The sequence below is a fragment of the Micropruina glycogenica genome (assembly GCF_900289045.1).
In the GTDB taxonomy this organism is placed as follows: Bacteria; Actinomycetota; Actinomycetes; order Propionibacteriales; family Propionibacteriaceae; genus Micropruina; species Micropruina glycogenica.
Genome location: NZ_LT985188.1, coordinates 2514185 through 2533417, shown reverse-complemented (window position 1 = coordinate 2533417; position 19233 = coordinate 2514185). Strand labels below are relative to the sequence as shown.

Here is a 19233-nt window from a genome sequence, read left to right as displayed (position 1 = left end):
CTTTCGCTGGTCGAGCTCGTCCTGACCGCGACTTGATTGGTTGAGCGTGTCGAAACTCGGTCTCGTCAGGCTCGGTGAACGGTAACGGGGACGGACGAGGGGCCCCACCCTTGCCTGTTCTGTAGCGGTTTGACTACGGGTTTTACTCTCGAGGTGAACGATGATCGGAACCGTCTCCATTACGGGTCAGCGGAACACCACCGGCTGGTGGTCGGCGTCGGGGGTGACCTGCAGTTGCAGGTCGTCCGCCTTCTTCACCCCCAGGGCGATGCGAAACGTGACGGTCTTGCCCTTGCCCACCTTCGCCGGCGGCGCGGGGCCGACCTTGCCGGGATCATGGACGGGGTCGGCTGCACGTCCGCCGGAGCGTCCGACGATCTGCAGGTCGCGCAGATCGAACGTGGCGCCGGTGCGATTGGCCACGGTGACGGTGAGCGCCCGAAACTGGGTGAAGGCGTTCACCTCGCGCACCCAGCCGCTGGGCACGAACGGCGCCGGCTTGCCGACCTTGATCGACAGGCCGTCGGGCCAGCGGTGCGTGGTGGCGAAGCGAGCGGTCGAGTAGGCCGTCGTGGTGGCCGTCGTGGTCGTGGTGGGTGCCGGGCTCGCGGTGGTGCTCGTCGCGGTCTCCGGCGCGTTGACCGCCGGTGCGCTGCAGCCGACCAGCACCAGGCACGCGCACACGACGGCGGGCCTGAGGTTCACGCCTCGACGCTACCCGGGTCTCGACAGGCTCGACCAGCGAGAACGCCCCCTCGTTCGATGAACGAAGGGGCGCGGATACTACGCGTGCTTGGCCGGGCTCGGGGTCCCTCAGCGCAGGTCGCGCTGAATGCGCATGTCCTGCACCGTGATCATCCTGAGGGAAGCCAGCCAGCGATCGAGCGTGCTCATTGGTTCACCTCCGGGAAGCTTCGTGGTCATGGAGACTAATATACCACAAGCCTACCGGTATCTTGGACGATTCGCATATGAATCGATCGTTCGATCAGAACTGGGCGAAAGGTATCGCGCAGTCGTTACTGATCAGCCGCAGATTCTTGCGCTTCGACGCTCTGGGTCTGCTCGATGCGGGTGCGCGCGCCGTCCAGCCACTCCTGGCAGCGCCGGGCGAGCGACTCGCCCTCTTGCCACAGCTCCATCGCCGCCGACAGCGGCACCGAGCCCGACTCGAGCTGCTGCACCACCTCGACCAGGCGCTGCCTGGCCTGCTCGTAGGTGAGGGTCTGCTCGGTCATGCTGGGTCCTCTCTGCGGTCCACCTCGGTGACCTGCGCGTGCAGTGTGCCATCGGCCAGCATCGCCCTCAGCACCTGTCCGGTTTCGACGGCCGCGGTCGAATCGATGGTCAGCCCGTCGGCGTCGCTCAGAATTGCGTATCCGCGCAGCAGCGTCGCCCGCGGTGACAGCGCGCGCACCCGGCTCAGCGTGTGCTCAACCCATGTGGCGTCCTCACGCAACCGCACCAGGGCGGCCCGTCGGCAGCGCCGCCGCAGCTCGTCCAGTCGGTCGCTTTGTACGGTGAGCGGCCCCAATGGGTCGGCGAGCACCGGCCGACTGCGCAGGGCGTGGACGGTCTGCACCTCGCGGTCGATCAGGCGCAGCATCGCCCCACGCAGTCGCTGCACGGCCTGGCTCGCCATCGCCCGCTCGTTCGCCACGTCGGGCACCACCCGCTTGGCGGCGTCGGTGGGGGTGGCCGCCCGCACGTCGGCGACCAGGTCGATGATCGGGGTGTCGGGCTCGTGGCCGATCGCACTGATCACGGGGGTGCGGCAGGCGAACACCGCCCTGGCCAGCGACTCGTCCGAGAACGGCAGCAGGTCCTGCACCGAACCCCCGCCGCGGGCCACCACGATCACGTCGACGCTCGGATCGCGATCAAGCACCCCCAGCGCCTCGCGGACGTCCTCGACGCAACCCTGGCCCTGCATCACCGCGTGCCGGACGACGAACCGCACCCCCGGCCAGCGGAGTCGGGCCACCTGCAGCACGTCGCGCTCGGCGGCGCTGCCCTGGCCGGTGACCAGGCCGACGCCGCGGGGCAGAAACGGCAGTGCACGCTTGCGGGCCGGATCGAACAGCCCCTCGGCCTGCAGCATGCGCTTGCGTTGCTCGATCGCGGCCAGCAGCCGGCCTTCACCGGCGGTGCGCAGGTCGGTGCACTCGAAGTTGAGCGAGCCGTTGCGCGTCCAGACCGTGGGCCGCACCAGCGCGACCACCTCCATGCCCTCGGCCAACGGCCCGGCAGCGTCGAGCACGGCGGTCGACGCGGTCACCGACATCGACACCTCTGCCACCGCGTCGCGCAGGGTCAGAAAGTGCGTGACGGCCCCGGACCGGCGCTTGAGTTCGATGAGTTGGCCGGTCACCCACACGGTGCCGCAGCGCTCGACCCAGGCCTTGGTCTGCTGCACCACCACGCGCAGCGGCTGGGGCTGATCGGGGCTCGACTGCAGGCTCACTTAAGGCACCCTAGTCTCGGCGTCTGGGGTGGGCGATTCATGCCTCCGCTTCCCGCGCGGCACGATTTGTCGTGAGAGCGATAACGGTTTGATAACGATCGTCGTCTGATGAAGCGTGTTTCCCTAGTAGATCTCAACCAAGTGTTCAGCAACCTTCGTTGTCATGCCGAGATTCGCTTAGTCTTACGACCGTCCCCACGTCGCCGTGGGGACAGTTGTGTCGTTGAGGGGGATTTCGTCGTGCTTTCTGCCCGCACCCGCCGATTGCGGGTTCGCCAATCGCTGATTGGTGCCCTGGCGGTATTCGTCACGTTCGGTGGGCTCCCGACCGCCGCGTGGGCCGATCCCACACCGAGTCCTTCGGACCCCGCAACCCCGGCGGCCCGCGACGACTCGTCGCCCACCGCAACGCCGTCGGACACCGCTATTGCCACCGCCGAACCCAAGCCCTCCACTACAGCTTCGGCCGAGCCGTCTGCAACGGCCAGCGCCACCGCGAGCCCGACGGGTAAGACGGTCACCCCCTCGGGGGAGTCCTCGGTGATCGCCTCGGGCAAGCCGTCGGCCGGCACCGGGATCAGCGCCGCGGCCATCCCGGCACCTCCGACCAACTCGAGCATCGTCAACGTCAAGGTGGGCGGCAACCGCACCGGGGTGAGCGGAGTGACGGGCCTGGCCGGCGTGGTGCTCGGCCTGTATACGACGACCACCGCCACGACGCCGTCCTACACCTGCACATCTGACGCAGACGGCGACTGCAACTTCACCGTCCCGAACACCCAGCCCGGCGGGGCGAACCGCAATGCCCGCTTCTACGTGAAGGCCATCTCGGCACCCAGCGGCTGGCTGTTGAACCAGACCCTGCGCACCGGCGAGGGGGACGGCACGAACTCGCAGACCACGGCCTACCAGTTCCAGACGCCGCAACTGCAGAGCGGCCAGACCTACACCTCGACCGAGGACTTCATGGTCGGGTCCGGCAACACCAACCGGACGGCCTCGGGCGGTATCTGGCAGTTGTCGAAGACCAACCCGACCCTGCCGACGTCGTGTGGTCTCGACGTGGCGTTGTTGCTCGACCTGTCCGGCTCGGTCGGCAGCCAGGTGACCGCGCTCCGGGGAGCGGCCGACACGTTGGTCAACGCCCTGCAGGGCACTCCGTCGCGCATGTCGCTGTTCAGCTTCTCCGGCGGTACGCCGGCCGACAACGCGTCACAGAACTACCCGGCCCTCACCTCGGTGGCCACGGCTGCCCAGGGCACCGCCTTCAAGGCCCGCTACTCCACCTGGACCGCCGGTGGCGGCACCAACTGGGACGTGGGGCTGGCAGCGGTGGCCAATGCGACCGACGTGCCCGACATCGTGATCATCATCACCGACGGCAACCCCACCTTCTACAACAACCCGGCCTCGGGCCCCGGTGACTTCACCCGGCTGCGCGAGGTCGAGAACGGCATCTTCTCGGCCAACGCGATCCGCAGCCAGGGCGCCCGGGTGATCGCGCTCGGCGTCGGCGCCGGTGTCAGCGACTCGGCGACCGCCCAGAACCTGGCCGCCATCTCGGGTCCCACCGCCTACAACGGCAGCAACGGCGCGGTCGCCGACTACTACCAGGCGGCGACCTACGGCGCGGCCGGCACGGCGCTGCGCAACCTCGCGCTCGGCAACTGCACCGGTTCGGTGTCGGTGACCAAGATGATCGTCCCCTCCGCCAACACCGGTGAGAACATCTCCGGAGCCACGGTCGCCGGGGCCGGCTGGACCTTCGCCGGCAGCAGCTCCAACTCGGCGATCGGTGGCCTGCCGGCGAGCCGCACCACCATCGGTGACGGCACCGGCACCGTCAACTTCCCGCTCACCTTTCCCGGAGGCACCAGTTCTGCGCCGGTAACGGTGACCGAAACCCAGCAATCGGGCTACACCCTGGTCACCCAGAGCAGCCAGAACGCCGTCTGTACCAACTTGACCACCGGCGCGGCGGTGACGATCACGAACACCACGTTGGGGTTCACGGTCAATGCCCCGTCATCGGCGGCGATCAGTTGCACCATGTACAACCGGGCACCGCAACCGCCGGCCACCATCCAGGTCGACAAGACCTGGACGATCAACGGCACCAGCTATCTCAACGGCAACCAGCCGGGTGACTTCCAGGCCCAGTTGACCCTGACCGGGCCCAACGGCGCGGCGGCGAGCAACCAGGGCTGGGGAGTCGTCCGCACCGGTTACTCCATCGGCAACACCGCGACCGTTGCCGAAACCGTCACGATGCCTGAACTGTGCACGTTGACCAGTTCCACCATCGTGCGGACCGGTTCGACCACGTCCAGCGCGCTGCCCTACACGGCCACGCTGAGCACTGCCACCAACACCTTCATGGTGACCAACGTGGTCACCTGTACGGCCCGGCTCACGCTGGTCAAGGAGGTCGTCGGCGGAACGGCCCTGCCCACGGCATGGAACCTGCAGGCCGTCGCCCCGACCGGCGCGCTCGCCGGCCCGAACGGAGCCAGCGACAGCGCCGCCGCGACCAACGTGGTGGTGACCCCCGGGGTGGTGTACCAGTTGCGTGAGTCGGGTGGCCCGCCGGAGTACGTCCAGGACGACAACCGCACCAACCTCGAGAGCAACCCGCTGTCGACCGGCTCGATGGCGTGTGTCGAGATCGACGCCGCCGGCAACGTCGTGCCGGGCTTCGCCGACGGCATCAACGGCGGCGTCCGAGTCCCTCTCGGCAGTCGGGTCAGGTGCACCGCAACGAACCGGACGGCCGAGTTGCGCCTGGTCAAAGAGGTGATCAACAACAACGGCGGCACGGCCACGCCGGCCAACTGGAATCTCACCGCGACACCGACCGGCACCTTTCCCAGCGGGCTGCTGCCCGTCACGCGCCCCGGCGCAACCGCGACCGATGCGCAGTACTTCACCGTGCGTCCCGGCGTGTCGTACGCGTTGAGTGAGACCGGCCCGACGGGCTACGCCAACACCTCCATCCAGTGTTCTATCGAGGGCGGCGCTCGCGTCAACGCCACCAACGTGACGCTAACGGCGGGTCAGCGCGGCACGTGTTACCTGGTCAACGACGACCAGCCGACTCAGCTCACCCTGGTCAAAGTGGTCAACAACGGCACCACCGGCGCCACTGCAGTACCGGCGAACTGGACCATGACCGCGTCCGGCCCCACCACCGTCACCGGGCCGGGCAACTCGGCCGCCGTGACCAACCAGACGGTCAACGCCGGCACCTACACCCTGTCGGAATCGGGTGGGCCCGCCGGCTACACGGCGTCCACCTGGTCGTGCACCGGGGGCACCCTCACCGGGAACTCACTGGTGCTGCCCAACGGCGCGTCGGCCACCTGCACCATCACGAACACCGCGATTCAGCCGCGCTTGACCCTGGTCAAAGTGGTTGACAACGGCACTACAGGTGCCACCACCGCGGCAACGGCATGGACGTTGACGGCTGCCGGGCCCAGCACGATCACAGGTGCCACCGGCTCAGGCACTGTCACCAATGCCGCGGTTCCCGTGGGCACCTTCAATCTGTCCGAGGCCGGCCCGGCGGGCTACACCGCCTCGAACTGGGTGTGCACCGGTGCGGCGTCGACGACCGCGACGAGCGTGACCCTGGCGTTGGCCAGTTCTGCCACTTGCACGATCACCAACACCGCCATCGCACCGCGGCTCACCCTGGTGAAGCAAGTGGTCAACGCCAACGGCGGCACCGCCCTGCCAACGGCATGGACTCTGACCGGTACCGGGCCGGTCACGGTCACCGGCACCAGCGGATCGGCTGCGGTGACGAACGCCGCGGTGCAGGTGGGCGCCTATGCCCTGACCGAGACCGACGGCCCGCCGGGGTACACGGCTTCTGCTTGGACGTGCACGGGCGCCACGCTCACGAACAGTACGGTCACGCTGGCGCTGGGCTCGAACGCCACCTGCACCATCACCAACACCGATCAACCCGCCCGGCTGACCCTGGTGAAGGTGGTCGACAACGGCACGACCGGCGCGACCGCCGTGCCGGCGAACTGGACGTTGTCGGCCACGGGGCCGGCGACCGTCAGCGGGCCGGGCAACAGCGCAGCGGTGACCAACCAGAGCGTCCCGGCAGGTAGCTACACCCTGCAAGAGGCCGGCGGGCCGGCTGGCTACACGCCGTCGTCGTGGAGCTGTGTCGGCGGCACGTTAGCTGCCGGCGCCGTGACCGTGCCCAACGGCGGCAACGTCACCTGCACCATCACCAACACCGCGATCGCGCCACGGCTCACCTTGGTGAAGCAGGTCGTGAACGCCAACGGCGGTACCGCCGTGCCCACCGCCTGGCAACTGACCGCCACCAGCGCGGCTTCGGCCATCACTGGCCAGACCGGATCGGCCGCGGTGACCAATGCTGTGGTTCCGGTCGGGGTCTACACGCTGTCTGAGGCCGGGCCCACCGGTTACACCGCGTCGGCCTGGAGCTGCACGGGCGCCACCGTGTCGGGTTCGACGGTCACGATCACGGCGGGCTCAAACGTGACGTGCACGATCGTCAACACCGACCAGCCGGCGCTGCTGACCCTGGTCAAGGTGGTCGACAACGGCGACACCGGTGCGACGGCCACCCCGGCTGACTGGACGCTGTCTGCCGCCGGCTCGATCACGGTCACCGGTGCAGGCAACTCTGCTGAGGTCACCGCCCAGACCGTTCCGGCCGGCAACTACACGCTGTCTGAGACGGACGGTCCGAGCGGTTACACGGCGTCGGCCTGGAACTGCGGCACCGCCACAGTCACCGGCAGCACTGTGACCGTACCCAACGGCGGTGACGTGACCTGCACGATCACGAACACGGCGGTTGCCCCGACGCTGACCCTGGTGAAGGTCGTCGACAACGGCAACACGGGCGCCACCACCGCGGCGACGGCGTGGACGTTGACCGCCGACGGCCCGTCCAGGATCAGTGGTGCCACCGGCTCGGCCAGCGTGACCGACGCGACGGCCAACGTGGGCACCTACCAACTGTCGGAGTCGACGATTCCCGGCTACTCGGCCTCTGCTTGGGTGTGCACGGGCGGCACCGGTTCGACGGAGTCGTCGGTGACCCTGGCGGCCGGCAGCAACGCGACCTGCACGATCACGAACACCGCGATCGCCCCGACCTTGACCCTGGTCAAGCAGGTGCAGAACAACTACGGCGGCACCGCCATCGCCACCGACTGGACGCTGACCGGCGTGGGCCCGCTGTCCATCTCGGGTGTGTCCGGCTCGCCAGCGGTGACCGGTGCGGTGGTGCAGACCGGCGTGTACAACCTGTCTGAGGCGGGTGGCCCGGGTGGTTACGCCGCGGGTGAGTGGAACTGCGGCGATGCCGACCTGACTGGTGCGGCGGTCACTGTGCCGCTGGGCACCGACGTGACCTGCACCATCGTCAACTCCGACCTGCCGGCGCAGTTGACGCTGGTCAAGGTGGTCGACGCGAACAACTCGGGCACCACCCGCGTGCCCGCCGATTGGACGTTGACCGCCACCCCGCAAGGCATCACCGGCCAGGATCCGGTCTCCGGTAACGGCGACCCGGCCACGCCGGGCGGCGTCGACGCGGTCGAGGTGTTCGCGGGCAACTACCAGCTCAGCGAGACCGGCCCAGCCGGCTTCGACGGCAGCCTGTGGCAGTGCACCGGGGGTGTGGTTGCCGACGACGTCGTGACCGTGCCCAACGCCGGCAACGTGACGTGCACCATCACGAACACCGCGGTCGCTCCGACGCTCACGCTCGTCAAGCAGATCGACGATCCGAACAACATGGGCACGGCAGTCGCCACCGACTGGACGCTGAGCGCGTCCGGCCCCAGCCCGATCAACGGAGTCACCGGTTCGCCTGCCGTCACCGCAGCGGCCGTAGAGGTCGGCGAATACACGCTCAGCGAGTCGGGGCCGGCCAACTACACCGCGTCCGACTGGAGGTGTGTGGCGGCCGACCAGTCACCGGTCGCGGTGACGGACGACGCCGTCACCCTGGCCGAAGGCGACAACGTCACCTGCACGGTCGTCAACACCCCGGTGCCGCCGCAGTGGGCGATCTCGAAGAGCAGTAACCCGCTGTCGGGTTCGACCGTGCAGCCGGGCGACGAGATCACGTACACGGTCACCGTGATTCGTGGCGACGGGGTCGACCCGCAGAACGTCGTGGTCAACGACGATCTGTCGGCGGTGCTGAACAACGCGACCCTGGTAACCGGCCCCACCACGACTGCCGGTACCGCTTCGATCACGGGTTCCGCGTTGACGTGGACGGTTCCGGTGCTCGACAGCCCGTTCGTGACGGTGACCTACACGGTTCGGGTCAACGACGATGCGTGGAACGTGACCCTGCGCAACCAGGTGACCTCGCCCGGCAGCAGCCCCTGCGTGCCGGTCGGCGACGACGCTCGACGCGCTTTGGGCCTCGCGGTGACGCCGCTCGACGTGCCGTGGGAGGACGGCGAGTGCCCGACCACGACACAGCACTACACCCCGTCGTGGTCGCTGCAGAAGACCTCTGATCCGGCGTCCGGTTCGACGGTCGCGGTGGGCAGCACGATCACCTACACGCTGACGGTGACCAACACCAGCGCCGAAGCGACGTTGACCGGTGCGTCGGTTACCGACGACCTGTCGGACGTGCTGCAGCATGCAAGCCTCGGCGCCGTCGGTGCAGGTGGTTCGGTCACGGGCAATACGTTGACCTGGGCGGTGCCCGATCTGGCGCCGGGTGAACAGGCGACGTTGTCGTACACGGTGAACGTCAACACAGACGCCTACGACGTGTCGTTCCGCAACGTGGCCACACCCGGCCCCGGTGGTGAGTGCACGGTGTGCACGACAACGCACGAGACGCCGCCGAAGCCCGACGGACCCAACCCGCCGCTGCCGCAGACCGGCACCAACGCCTCGCTCGAGGGCGTGCTGATCGGCCTGCTGCTGTCGCTCGGCGGCGTGGGTGCGCTGGTGGTGGCTCGTCGCCGGCGCCGGGACTGAACCGCTGGGCCGGTCGTGGCGGCCGATAGAATGGCCGCCATGACCGAGTCCAAGCGTGTCGTCGTCGCCGCCCCGCGTGGTTACTGCGCGGGCGTCGACCGCGCCGTCATCACCGTCGAGCGTGCGCTCGACGTGTACGGCGCCCCGGTCTACGTGCGCAAGCAGATCGTGCACAACCGTCACGTGGTCGAAGACCTCGAGGCGCGCGGTGCGGTGTTCGTCGACGAACTCGACGAGGTGCCCACCGGGTCCACCGTGGTGTTCTCGGCGCACGGGGTGTCGCCGGCCGTACACGCCGAAGCGGCCGAGCGGGGGCTGAAAACCATCGACGCCACCTGCCCGCTGGTCACCAAGGTGCACAACGAGGCGCGGCGCTACGCCGGCCAGGGCCTGCAGATTCTGCTCATCGGGCACGCGGGGCACGAAGAGGTCGAGGGCACCACCGGTGAAGCGCCCGAGCACATCACCCTGGTCGAACACCCCGAAGACGTTGCAGGGGTCGAGGTCGACGATCCCACGAAGGTGGCCTGGCTCTCGCAGACCACCTTGAGTGTGGACGAGACGTGGCAGACCGTGGGTGCGTTGCGCGAGAAGTTCCCGCAACTGATCGACCCGCCCAGTGATGACATCTGCTACGCCACCCAGAACCGCCAGTCGGCGGTCAAGCAGATCGCCGGCACGGCCGACCTGGTGATCGTGGTGGGGTCGCGCAACTCGTCCAACTCGGTGCGGCTGGTCGAGGTGGCGCTCGAAGCGGGGGCCAAGGCGGCCTACCGGGTCGACAACGCCGGTGAGATCGACGAGGCGTGGCTGCAGGGGGTTGATTCGGTGGGCGTCACGTCGGGCGCCTCGGTGCCCGACGAACTGGTGCAGGGCGTGCTCGATCACCTGCAGGAGCGTGGCTTTCCGGCCGCTGTCGAAGAGCGGCTCACCGAAGAGAACCTGGTGTTCGCCCTACCCCCCGAACTGCGCCGAGACCTGAAGGCCGCAAAGGCCTGAGGCTCCCTGGTCGCGTTCGGTCGTCGGTCGAGCGTGTCGTTGGTAGAGCTTGTCGAGACCTCTCTCTGGTTGCGCCTGTCGCCAACGCACCCAGCAACGCGTGAAACGGGACAGGCCGAGTCAGCTGGGCTGGGTGCGGCCTTCGATCGCGGGCGGGTCCGGCAGCCTCGCCACACGCGGACGGCGCAATCCGTTGCGCCGCAGTTCCAGTTCGGCCAGGGCGTCGATCACCTGTTCGTCACCATCGCGCCAGGCCGCCAGCGGATCGTTCGACACCTGGGCGAGTCGATGAAACGGCTGGGTGGCCAGCGCTCTCAGCGCGAGCAGCTCGAGGTTGGGTTGGGTGCTGATGAAGCGAGCCGTGGCCCTGGAGTTGCGTATGAACCGAATGCGCACCGGCAGCCACAGCGCCAGAATGATCGCCACCGGAATCGCGAACGTCAGCAAGCCGGTCATGGTGGCGACTTGTTCGATGCCGACGACCTGATCGTGCGCCGATTGCCACACCTGCTGCAGACCGCTGGCCGCGGCGTCGAACGGCTTGCGCAGCGTGGGGCCCGCCAACGGGACGGTTTCGACGCTTCGGGCGGCCTCTTCGAACCCGTCCTGCATCGAGCCGGCGGCGTCTTGAATCGCACGGCTGGGAGAGGCCAGCCCGCGAATCACCCCGTCGAGCGCGCGGCCGGCCAACCACCACACGCCCGTCCAGACCACGACGAACACGTCGGTGGTGACCTGTCGGGTCAACTGCCACGAAGGGCGTGCGTAGAGCGCCATCAGACCAGAAAACGGTAGAAGGGGCTGTCGGGCAACACCCTTTCGACCGTCAGCCGGCTGCGGTTCAGGTTGTCGAGCAGTACGCCCAGGCCCTCGGGCTCGCCGAGCTCGATGCCCACCAGAGCAGGCCCAGTTTCACGGTTCGAACGCTTGACGTACTCGAACAGGGTGATGTCGTCGTCGGGGCCGAGCACCTCGTCGAGAAAGCGGCGCAGGGCCCCGGGTTCTTGCGGAAAGTTGACCAGAAAGTAGTGCTTGCGGCCTTCGTACACCAGGGCCCGTTCTTCGATCTCGGCGTAGCGCGAGAGGTCGTTGTTGCCGCCCGACACCACCGCCACCACCACCCGCGCGGCCGAGGGCCGATAGACGCCCAGAGCCGCGGACGCCAACGCCCCCGCCGGCTCGGCGATCACGCCGTCGGATTGGTAGAGGGCCAGCATCTCGGAGCAGATGCGGCCTTCGGGCACCGAGAACATGTGGGGCTTGAACCGCTGCGCGATGGCGAACGTGAGCTCGCCGACCCGCCGTACCGCCGCACCGTCGACGAAGGTGTCGAGCTTGGGCAGGTCGCGCGGCCGCCCGGCTTCGAGTGCGATCGACATGGACGCGGCCCCGGACGGTTCGGCGCCCACCACCTTGGTGCCGGGGTGGCGCTCGGCCAGCCAGGTCAGGCAGCCGGCTATCATGCCACCGCCGCCCACGGGCACGATCAGCGTGTCGGGTGCGCGGCCCAGTTGCGCGACGATCTCGGCAGCCACGGTGCCCTGACCGGCGATGGTGCGCTCGTCGTCGAAGGCCGGCACCAGCGTGAAGCCCTGTTCGGCGGCCACCTCCTGGGCCAGCGCGGCGGCCTCGTCGTAGGTGTCGCCGCGCACGATCAGTTCGGCCCAGCCCTCACCCAGTTGGCGCATGCGCTGCCGCTTCTGCCGCGGGGTGGTGCTCGGCACGAAGATCTGTGCCTTGATGCCCAGCCGGGCGCAGGCGTAGGCGACGCCCTGGCCGTGGTTGCCGGCGCTGGCACAAACCACGCCCGCGGTGCGTTCGGCCGCACTGAGTTGTGCGATCAGGTTGTACGCCCCACGCAGCTTGTACGAGCGCACGGGCTGCAGGTCTTCACGTTTGAGCCACACCTTCGCGCCGGTGGCCGCAGAGAGCCGTTCGTTGTACTGCAGCGGACTCTGAATGACCACCCCGGCCAACCGTTCGGCCGCCTCGTCGATGCTCTGCGCGGTGACGCTCATGGCGACATTCTCGCCGCTGGCCCGCACCTCAGCCAGCGGTGCGCCTGGTGCGGGACGGGTCTGCGGCGGCCGACTCGTGTGCCAGCAGCTCGTCGAGGGCAGGTTGTGGCCGCACCAGCGCCGCTGTCTCGTCGTCGTCGCGACGGGCACCGATCATCGGTGTGACCTGGGCGGCGTTCTCGACCAGCTCGGGCGCGGTGATCGGACGGACGGCGGCCTCGACCGCGTGCACCTCATCGAGTTGCTTGCTCGCGACGTGCAGATCGCGCAACCGCCGCGCGGTGGGGAAGACCCGGCCCTCGATCGACCCGACGGCCTCGTTGTAGGCCCGCACCGATGCGGTGAGCGACCGTCCGATGCGGTCGAAGTGACCGCCGAGCGTGCCGAGCCGGTCGTACAGTTCGCGGGCCAAGGCCGAGACTTCGGCTGCCGACTCGGCCAGCGCGGCCTGCTTCCAGCCGTAGGCGACGGCCTTGAGCATCGCGATCAGCGTCGTGGGGCTGGCCAGCACGATGTTGCGCGCACCGGCGTACTCGTTCAGGTCGGGTGCCTGGCTGAACGCCTCGGCGGCGAGTGCCTCGCTGGCCAGGAACAGCACCACGAACTCGGGCGTGCCCGGATCGGACTTGAAGTACGACTTCGCCGAGAGTTGGTCGATGTGGGTGCGGACGTTCTTGGCGAACAGTTGCAGGCTGCGTTCACGCACGGCGTCGTCGTCGGTCTCGTGGGCGTCGATGAAGGCGCTGAGCGGCACCTTGCTGTCGACCCAGACGAACCGGTCACCGTCGAGCAGCACCTTCAGGTCGGGCCGGACCACCTGCTCTGCGGTGGTGCTGGTGGTCTGCTGGGTGACGAAGTCGCAGTGGTCGACCATGCCCGAGATCTCGACCACCCGCTTGAGTTGCTGTTCGCCCCAGTTGCCGCGCACATGCGGCTTGCGCAGGGCGGTGACCAGCGCCCGGGTTTCGTGGCGCAGCCGCTCGCCGGTGTCGCGCACCGACGTGACCTGACCCACCAGTTCGGTGGTGAGCCGTACCCGCTCCTGCTCCACCTCGCCGAGCCGGCGGTTGAACGCCTCGAGCGAATCCTGCACCGGCTTCATCAGCAGTTCGGTGGCCCGCAGCCGCTGCTCGGCGCTGGCGTCGGCCGACTTGCCCTGGCGCTCGAGGGTTTCGCTCGACAGCACCTTGAACTGCGCCACCATGGCCTCGCGGTCACCGGCGAGTTCATCGGCGCGCTGGCGGGCGGCGTCACGCTCGGCCACCGCCGCGGCGAGCCTGGACGACACCTCGGCAGCCTCGCTCATCGCCTCGGCCGCCCGCGCCAGAGCCTCGGCCACATCGGCACGCGAACGCTCGGACTGGGCGACCTGGCGGGCCAGTTCGGTGCGGGCATCGGCGGCCTCGCGCCGGGCGTCGGACAGTTCGGAGCGCGCTGCGGACGCCTCGCGCTTGGCGTCGGCCACCTCTGACCTGGCCGCGGCATCGACAGCGTCGTCACGGGCCCGCAGGGCGCCGGCCTCGGCGCGCAGCACCAGCCGGACCACCACGCCGCCGGTGGCGGCGCCCAACACCGCGGCGACCAGAACCCACACCATCTCCATGCCGACGATCTTGCCGGGCGGCACCGACAAAATCGGTGACCGACGCTCGGCGGCCGCATTTGCGCTAGTGGACTTCGCCGGGCCGCGGCTAAGCTCAACACCGGGTACGCAACGATGTGTGATCCGAAGCACTCTAAGCGTGAACTTCCGCGCAAAAGGAGCCGTCATGAGTGAAACTCCCCACGACGCCAGCGAGCACAACGCCTACCAGGTGGCTCCTGAGATGCCCGGCGAAGAGTACGGCTATCGCGCCGCCGAACCCGACAACGCCGAAGAGGGCTACACCGCAGAGAACGTCCTGAAGCGCCGCGGCGAGGACGCCCCCTGGGGCCGCACCCCCGAGGGTGAAAAGGGCGACCATCCCGACGCCTGATAAAGCCGGCGACGTGGCCGGGTCGCACCTGCAGGGGCTGGCAGATTTCGTCACCGCCGCGCCCTCGTCTTTTCATGCCGCCCGCGAGGCCGCCGACCGGCTGGTGGCGCAGGGCTTCACCGAGCTCGCGCCGGCGGACCCGCTGCCGGCCGACCCCGGCGGCTACGTGGCGGTCAGGGACGGCTCGGTGCTCGCCTGGCGGCTGCCGCGCACCTCGAACCCAACCGGCTTTCGCATCGTCGGCGCACACACCGATTCGCCGGGTTTCGTGCTCAAGCCACGCCCCACGAGCGAGGCCCTGGGCTGGCAGCAGGCCGGCATGGAGGTCTACGGCGGCCCGCTGCCCAACTCGTGGCTCGACCGCGAGTTCGGCCTCGCCGGCCGCCTGGTGACCGCCGACGGCGAGGTCGTGCTGGTGGCCACCGGGCCCCTGCTGCGCATTCCGCAGGTGGCTCCGCACCTCGATCGCAGCGTGCACGAGCGCCTGGTGCTCGATCGGCAACAGCATCTGCACCCGGTGTTCGCGGTCGGGCACCCCGAGGCCGACCTGTTGGCGCTGGTGGCCGCCGGCGCCGGCGTCGATCCGGCCGACGTAGCCGGCCACGACCTGTGCGCGTTCGTCACCGAACCGCCCGCGCGCTTCGGGCTCGACGGCGAGCTGTTCGCCAGCCCGCGGCTCGACAACCTGGCCAGCGTGCACGCGGGCCTCGTCGCCCTCGCCGCCGCCGACGAGTCCGATCAGATCTGCGTGCTGGCCTGCTTCGACCACGAGGAGGTCGGCTCGGCGAGTGCTACGGGGGCGTCCGGGCCCCTGCTCGACATGCTGCTCACCCGGCTGGCCGACGCCCTGGGTTGGACCGGGCAGCAGGCTGCCGCGGCTCGCACTCGATCGCTACTGGTCTCTGCCGACGCCGGGCACGCCGTGCACCCCAACTATGCGCACCTGCACGACCCCGGACACCGTCCCTTGTGCAACGCCGGGCCGCTGATCAAGTTCAACGCCAACCAGCGCTACGCCACCGACGCGGTGGGTGAGGCCGCCTGGCGCCGGGCCTGCGCGGTGGCCGGCGTACCCACCCAAGACTTCGTGTCGAACAACTCGGTGCCCTGCGGTTCGACCATCGGGCCGTTGTCGGCCACCAGGCTGGGCATTCGCACCGTCGACATCGGCATTCCGCTGCTCAGCATGCACTCGGCGCGCGAGCTGTGCGGCGTGCGCGACCCTGAATGGCTGGCGCAGGGTTTGCAGGCCTTCTACGCCGGCTGAGGCGCTGAGGCTGGCAAACCAAAGCGATCGTGTCGTTCGACCGGCCGGGTAGCCTCGGCGCGCGGGCCTGCGCCTGATCCCTGTGGGCGCGATGGTGGCCGGCTCGGAGCGTAGTGGGCATGCGAAGTCCACGCCTCGGACACCCATTTGGTGGCGGTTACTACTACGTTCTATAGTAGTAGTCACATGAACCAATATCGCACCGTTGCGAGAATTGCGTGGCTCACAAGGCCAAACGGAGCGAATGGAGCAGTAAGCGCGCGAACCGGCGCGCTGCACCCGAGGAGATCGCTTTGACCGCCGTGGCCCCCGCCCCCACCCTTTCCGCTGACGCCTGGGACGGTTTCGCCCCGGGTGTGTGGACCGAACGCATCGACGTGCGCGACTTCATTTTGCGCAACTTCACCCCCTATCACGGTGACGCTGCCTTCCTGGCCGGACCGACCGACAAGACCCTCACGGTGTGGAACACCCTGCAGCGCGACTACCTGTCGGTTGAGCGGGCCAAGCGGGTTTACGACGTCGAAACCCACATTCCGGCCGACGTGGACGCCTTCCCGGCCGGCTACATCTGCGCCGAGGACGACGTCATCGTGGGCCTGCAGACCGACGTGCCGCTGAAGCGTCCGATGATGCCGAACGGCGGCTGGCGCATGGTCGAGACTGCGATCAAAGAGGCCGGTCTCGAGATCGATCCCGCGGTCAAGAGCGTCTTCACCAAGTACCGCAAGACCCACAACGAAGCCGTCTTCGACATCTACACCCCCCGCATCCGCGCGGCCCGCAGCTCGCACATCGTGACCGGCCTGCCGGACGCCTACGGACGCGGCCGGATCATCGGCGACTACCGTCGGGTGGCGCTCTACGGCGTCGACCGGCTGATCGCGGCGAAGAAGACCGACCTGGACGCCGTCGTCGACCAGCCGTTCAGCGAGAACTGGGCGCGCTACCGCGAGGAGCACGCCGAGCAGATCAAGGCCCTGAAGAAGCTGACGAAGCTGGGTGCGTCCTACGGCTTCGATCTCGCCCGCCCCGCGGTCACCTTCATCGAAGCCGTGCAGTGGACCTATCTGGCCTACCTGGCCAGCGTGAAGAGCCAGGACGGCGCCGCGATGAGCATCGGCCGGCTGTCCGGCTTCCTCGACGTCTACGCCGAGCGCGACCTGGCCGCCGGCCTGATCGACGAGGAGGGCGTGCAGGAGGCGATCGACGCGCTGGTCACCAAGCTGCGCATCGTCCGGTTCCTGCGCACCATCGACTACGACCAGATCTTCTCCGGCGACCCGTACTGGGCCACCTGGTCCGACGGCGGCTTCGCCGACGACGGTCGCACCCTGGTCACCAAGACCTCGTTCCGGTTGCTGCAGACCCTGCGCAACCTCGGGCCCGCCCCCGAGCCCAACATCACCATCTACTGGGACGACGAGCTTCCCCAGGGCTACAAGGACTTCTGCGCGCAGATCTCGATCGAGACCTCCGCGATCCAGTACGAGTCGGACGGCGAGATCCGCCGGCACTGGGGCGACGACACCGCGATCGCCTGCTGCGTGTCGCCGATGGCGATCGGCAAGCAGATGCAGTTCTTCGGCGCCCGGCTGAACGCCGCCAAGACCCTGCTGTACGCGATCAACGGCGGCCGCGACGAGATGAGCGGCAAGCTGATCGTGCCCGACTTCACCGGCATCGAGGGCGACGCTCCGCTCGACTTCGACACCGTGTGGGCCAAGTACGACGAGATGCTCACCTGGGCCGTCGAGACCTACGTCGAGGCGCTCAACATCATTCACTACTGCCACGACAAGTACGCCTACGAGGCGATGGAGATGGCGCTGCACGACGACGAGATCGTGCGCACCATGGGCTGCGGCATCGCCGGGCTGTCGATCGTCGCCGACTCACTGGCCGCGATCAAGTACGCCACCGTCACCCCGATCCGCGACGAGTCCGGCCTGGTGGTCGACTACCTCACCGAGGGCGAGTTCCCCCGCTACGGCAACGACGACGACCGGGCCGATGAGATCGCGTCCCTGGTGGTCAGCACGGTGATGAACAAGATCCGGTCGCTGAAGCTCTACCGCGACGCGGTGCCCACCCAGTCGGTGCTCACCATCACCAGCAACGTGGTCTACGGCAAGGCCACCGGGTCGTTCCCCTGCGGGCACCGTGCCGGCACCCCGTTCGCGCCCGGCGCCAACCCGCAGAACGGCGCCGACACCCACGGCATGCTCGCCTCGATGCTCAGCGTCGGCAAGCTCAGCTACGACGACGCGCTGGACGGCATCTCGCTCACCAACACGATCACCCCGCCGGCTTTGGGCCGCACCGAGGCCGAGCGGGTGGCCAACCTGGTCGGCATTCTGGACGCCGGCATGGGCGAGGGCCTCTACCACGCGAACATCAACGTGCTGAACAAGGAGACCCTGCTCGACGCGATGGCACACCCGGAGGACTACCCGCAGTTGACCATCCGGGTCTCCGGCTACGCGGTGAACTTCACCAAGCTGACCCGCGAGCAGCAGCTCGACGTCCTCTCCCGCACCTTCCACGAGTCGGTCTGACGATGTCGGTCGCACTGGTCGAGCGTCCGTCGCCGGTCGAGCTTGTCGAGACCCGTCCCGTGCACGCCCGCATGCTCGGCGGCATTCCGGTCGCCGACCACCTCAGCCGCGGCGAGCTGCTGATCGGCCAGCGAACCGGCGAGGTCGGTTCTGTGCATTCGTGGGAGCTGGTCACCGCCGTGGACGGCCCCGGAACCCGCATGACCACGTTTCTGGCGGGGTGCCCGCTGCGCTGCCTGTACTGCCACAACCCCGACACCATGACCGCGAACCGGGGCGTGCCGGTGCTCGCCGACGACCTGCTGGCCCGCATCAGGCGCTACCGGGGCGTGTTCGCCGCGACCGGGGGCGGCATCACCCTGTCGGGCGGCGAGGTGCTGCAACAGCCGGCCTACGCGCGACGCATTCTGCGCGGGGCCAAAGAGTTGGGCGTGCACACAGCGATCGACACCTCGGGCTTTCTGGGCCGCAACGCCGACGACGACCTGCTGGCCGATGTCGACTTGGTGCTGCTGGACGTGAAGGCCGGCGACGAGCCCACCTATCACCGGGTGACCGGACGCCGGCTGCAGCCCACCCTGGACTTCGGCCGCCGGCTGGACGCCCTCGGCATCGAGACCTGGATCAGGTTCGTGCTGGTGCCCGGCCTCACCGACGACCCGGCGACCATCGCATCGATCGCCGACTACGCGGCGTCCCTGGGTTGCGTGACCCGGGTGGAGGTGCTGCCGTTCCACCAGATGGGGCGCGGCAAGTGGGCCGAACTCGGGCTGAGCTACGAACTGGCCGAGACGGCGCCGCCGTCGGCCGAACTGGTCGCGTCGACGCGGGCGATCTTCTCGAGTCGTGGGCTGACCTGCTTCTGAGGTTGCGCCGGTGACCGCTGCGGCACCCGGTGTCGCCGCTGTCGGGATGGCAGTGGTCAGCGAAGCCCTCGAGGGCG

12 protein-coding genes are annotated in these 19233 nt (G+C 68.8%); 6 read left to right on the top strand and 6 right to left on the bottom strand.

All coding sequences use genetic code 11. From position 1 onward, the window contains the following. Nucleotides 1-186 precede the first annotated feature (186 nt). The 3 genes from MPLG2_RS11935 to xseA form a co-directional block, all read right to left on the bottom strand. The gene (locus MPLG2_RS11935) at nucleotides 187-705 is read right to left on the bottom strand and encodes a hypothetical protein (RefSeq protein ID WP_105186319.1); all 519 of its coding nucleotides are present in this window, start codon (nucleotides 703-705) and stop codon (nucleotides 187-189) included. A gap of 314 nt (nucleotides 706-1019) precedes the next feature. Further along, nucleotides 1020-1238 (bottom strand): exodeoxyribonuclease VII small subunit, encoded by a 219-nt coding sequence (locus MPLG2_RS11930; RefSeq protein ID WP_105186318.1) that lies wholly within the window; start codon nucleotides 1236-1238, stop codon nucleotides 1020-1022. Then, complete coding sequence (xseA, locus tag MPLG2_RS11925; RefSeq protein ID WP_105186317.1) at nucleotides 1235-2464, bottom strand: exodeoxyribonuclease VII large subunit; 1230 nt, start codon at nucleotides 2462-2464, stop codon at nucleotides 1235-1237. The genes MPLG2_RS11930 and xseA overlap by 4 nt, the downstream gene beginning before the upstream one ends. A 240-nt stretch (nucleotides 2465-2704) precedes the next feature. On the opposite strand from xseA, the gene MPLG2_RS11920 reads away from it, so the two are divergent. Together MPLG2_RS11920 and MPLG2_RS11915 are read left to right on the top strand one after the other, a co-directional pair. Continuing rightward, on the top strand, nucleotides 2705-9472 hold the full coding sequence (locus MPLG2_RS11920; RefSeq protein WP_158681120.1) for a DUF7927 domain-containing protein: 6768 nt from the start codon (nucleotides 2705-2707) through the stop codon (nucleotides 9470-9472). Between the two features lie 30 nt (nucleotides 9473-9502). Further along, entirely contained in the window at nucleotides 9503-10471 is a 969-nt protein-coding gene (locus MPLG2_RS11915) for a 4-hydroxy-3-methylbut-2-enyl diphosphate reductase (RefSeq protein WP_105186315.1), read from the top strand. 120 nt (nucleotides 10472-10591) lie between these two features. Here the strand turns inward: MPLG2_RS11915 and MPLG2_RS11910 are convergent, their stop codons facing one another. Genes MPLG2_RS11910 through MPLG2_RS11900 form a run of 3 tightly spaced genes read right to left on the bottom strand, consistent with a single transcriptional unit; the run spans nucleotide 10592 to nucleotide 14092 of the window. After that, entirely contained in the window at nucleotides 10592-11248 is a 657-nt protein-coding gene (locus MPLG2_RS11910; protein ID WP_105186314.1) for a hypothetical protein, read from the bottom strand. After that, nucleotides 11248-12489 (bottom strand): threonine ammonia-lyase IlvA, encoded by a 1242-nt coding sequence (gene ilvA / locus MPLG2_RS11905; protein ID WP_105187644.1) that lies wholly within the window; start codon nucleotides 12487-12489, stop codon nucleotides 11248-11250. Before ilvA ends, MPLG2_RS11910 begins: the two co-directional genes overlap by 1 nt. Before the next feature lie 28 nt (nucleotides 12490-12517). Continuing rightward, nucleotides 12518-14092: a DNA recombination protein RmuC gene (locus MPLG2_RS11900; RefSeq protein WP_231935642.1), complete on the bottom strand. Its 1575-nt coding sequence runs from the start codon at nucleotides 14090-14092 to the stop codon at nucleotides 12518-12520. A gap of 166 nt (nucleotides 14093-14258) precedes the next feature. On the opposite strand from MPLG2_RS11900, the gene MPLG2_RS11895 reads away from it, so the two are divergent. From MPLG2_RS11895 to pflA, 4 genes are all read left to right on the top strand, one after another. Continuing rightward, nucleotides 14259-14465, top strand: coding sequence for a hypothetical protein (locus MPLG2_RS11895; protein WP_105186313.1), 207 nt, complete (start codon nucleotides 14259-14261; stop codon nucleotides 14463-14465). Then, entirely contained in the window at nucleotides 14437-15732 is a 1296-nt protein-coding gene (locus MPLG2_RS11890) for a M18 family aminopeptidase (RefSeq protein WP_408632039.1), read from the top strand. The genes MPLG2_RS11895 and MPLG2_RS11890 overlap by 29 nt, the downstream gene beginning before the upstream one ends. Nucleotides 15733-16034: 302 nt before the next feature. Further along, a complete protein-coding gene (gene pflB, locus MPLG2_RS11885) occupies nucleotides 16035-18290 on the top strand; it encodes a formate C-acetyltransferase (RefSeq protein WP_197710184.1) in 2256 nt (751 codons plus the stop codon). A gap of 2 nt (nucleotides 18291-18292) precedes the next feature. After that, nucleotides 18293-19156 (top strand): pyruvate formate-lyase-activating protein, encoded by an 864-nt coding sequence (gene pflA, locus MPLG2_RS11880; protein ID WP_105186311.1) that lies wholly within the window; start codon nucleotides 18293-18295, stop codon nucleotides 19154-19156. Nucleotides 19157-19233: the final 77 nt, after the last annotated feature.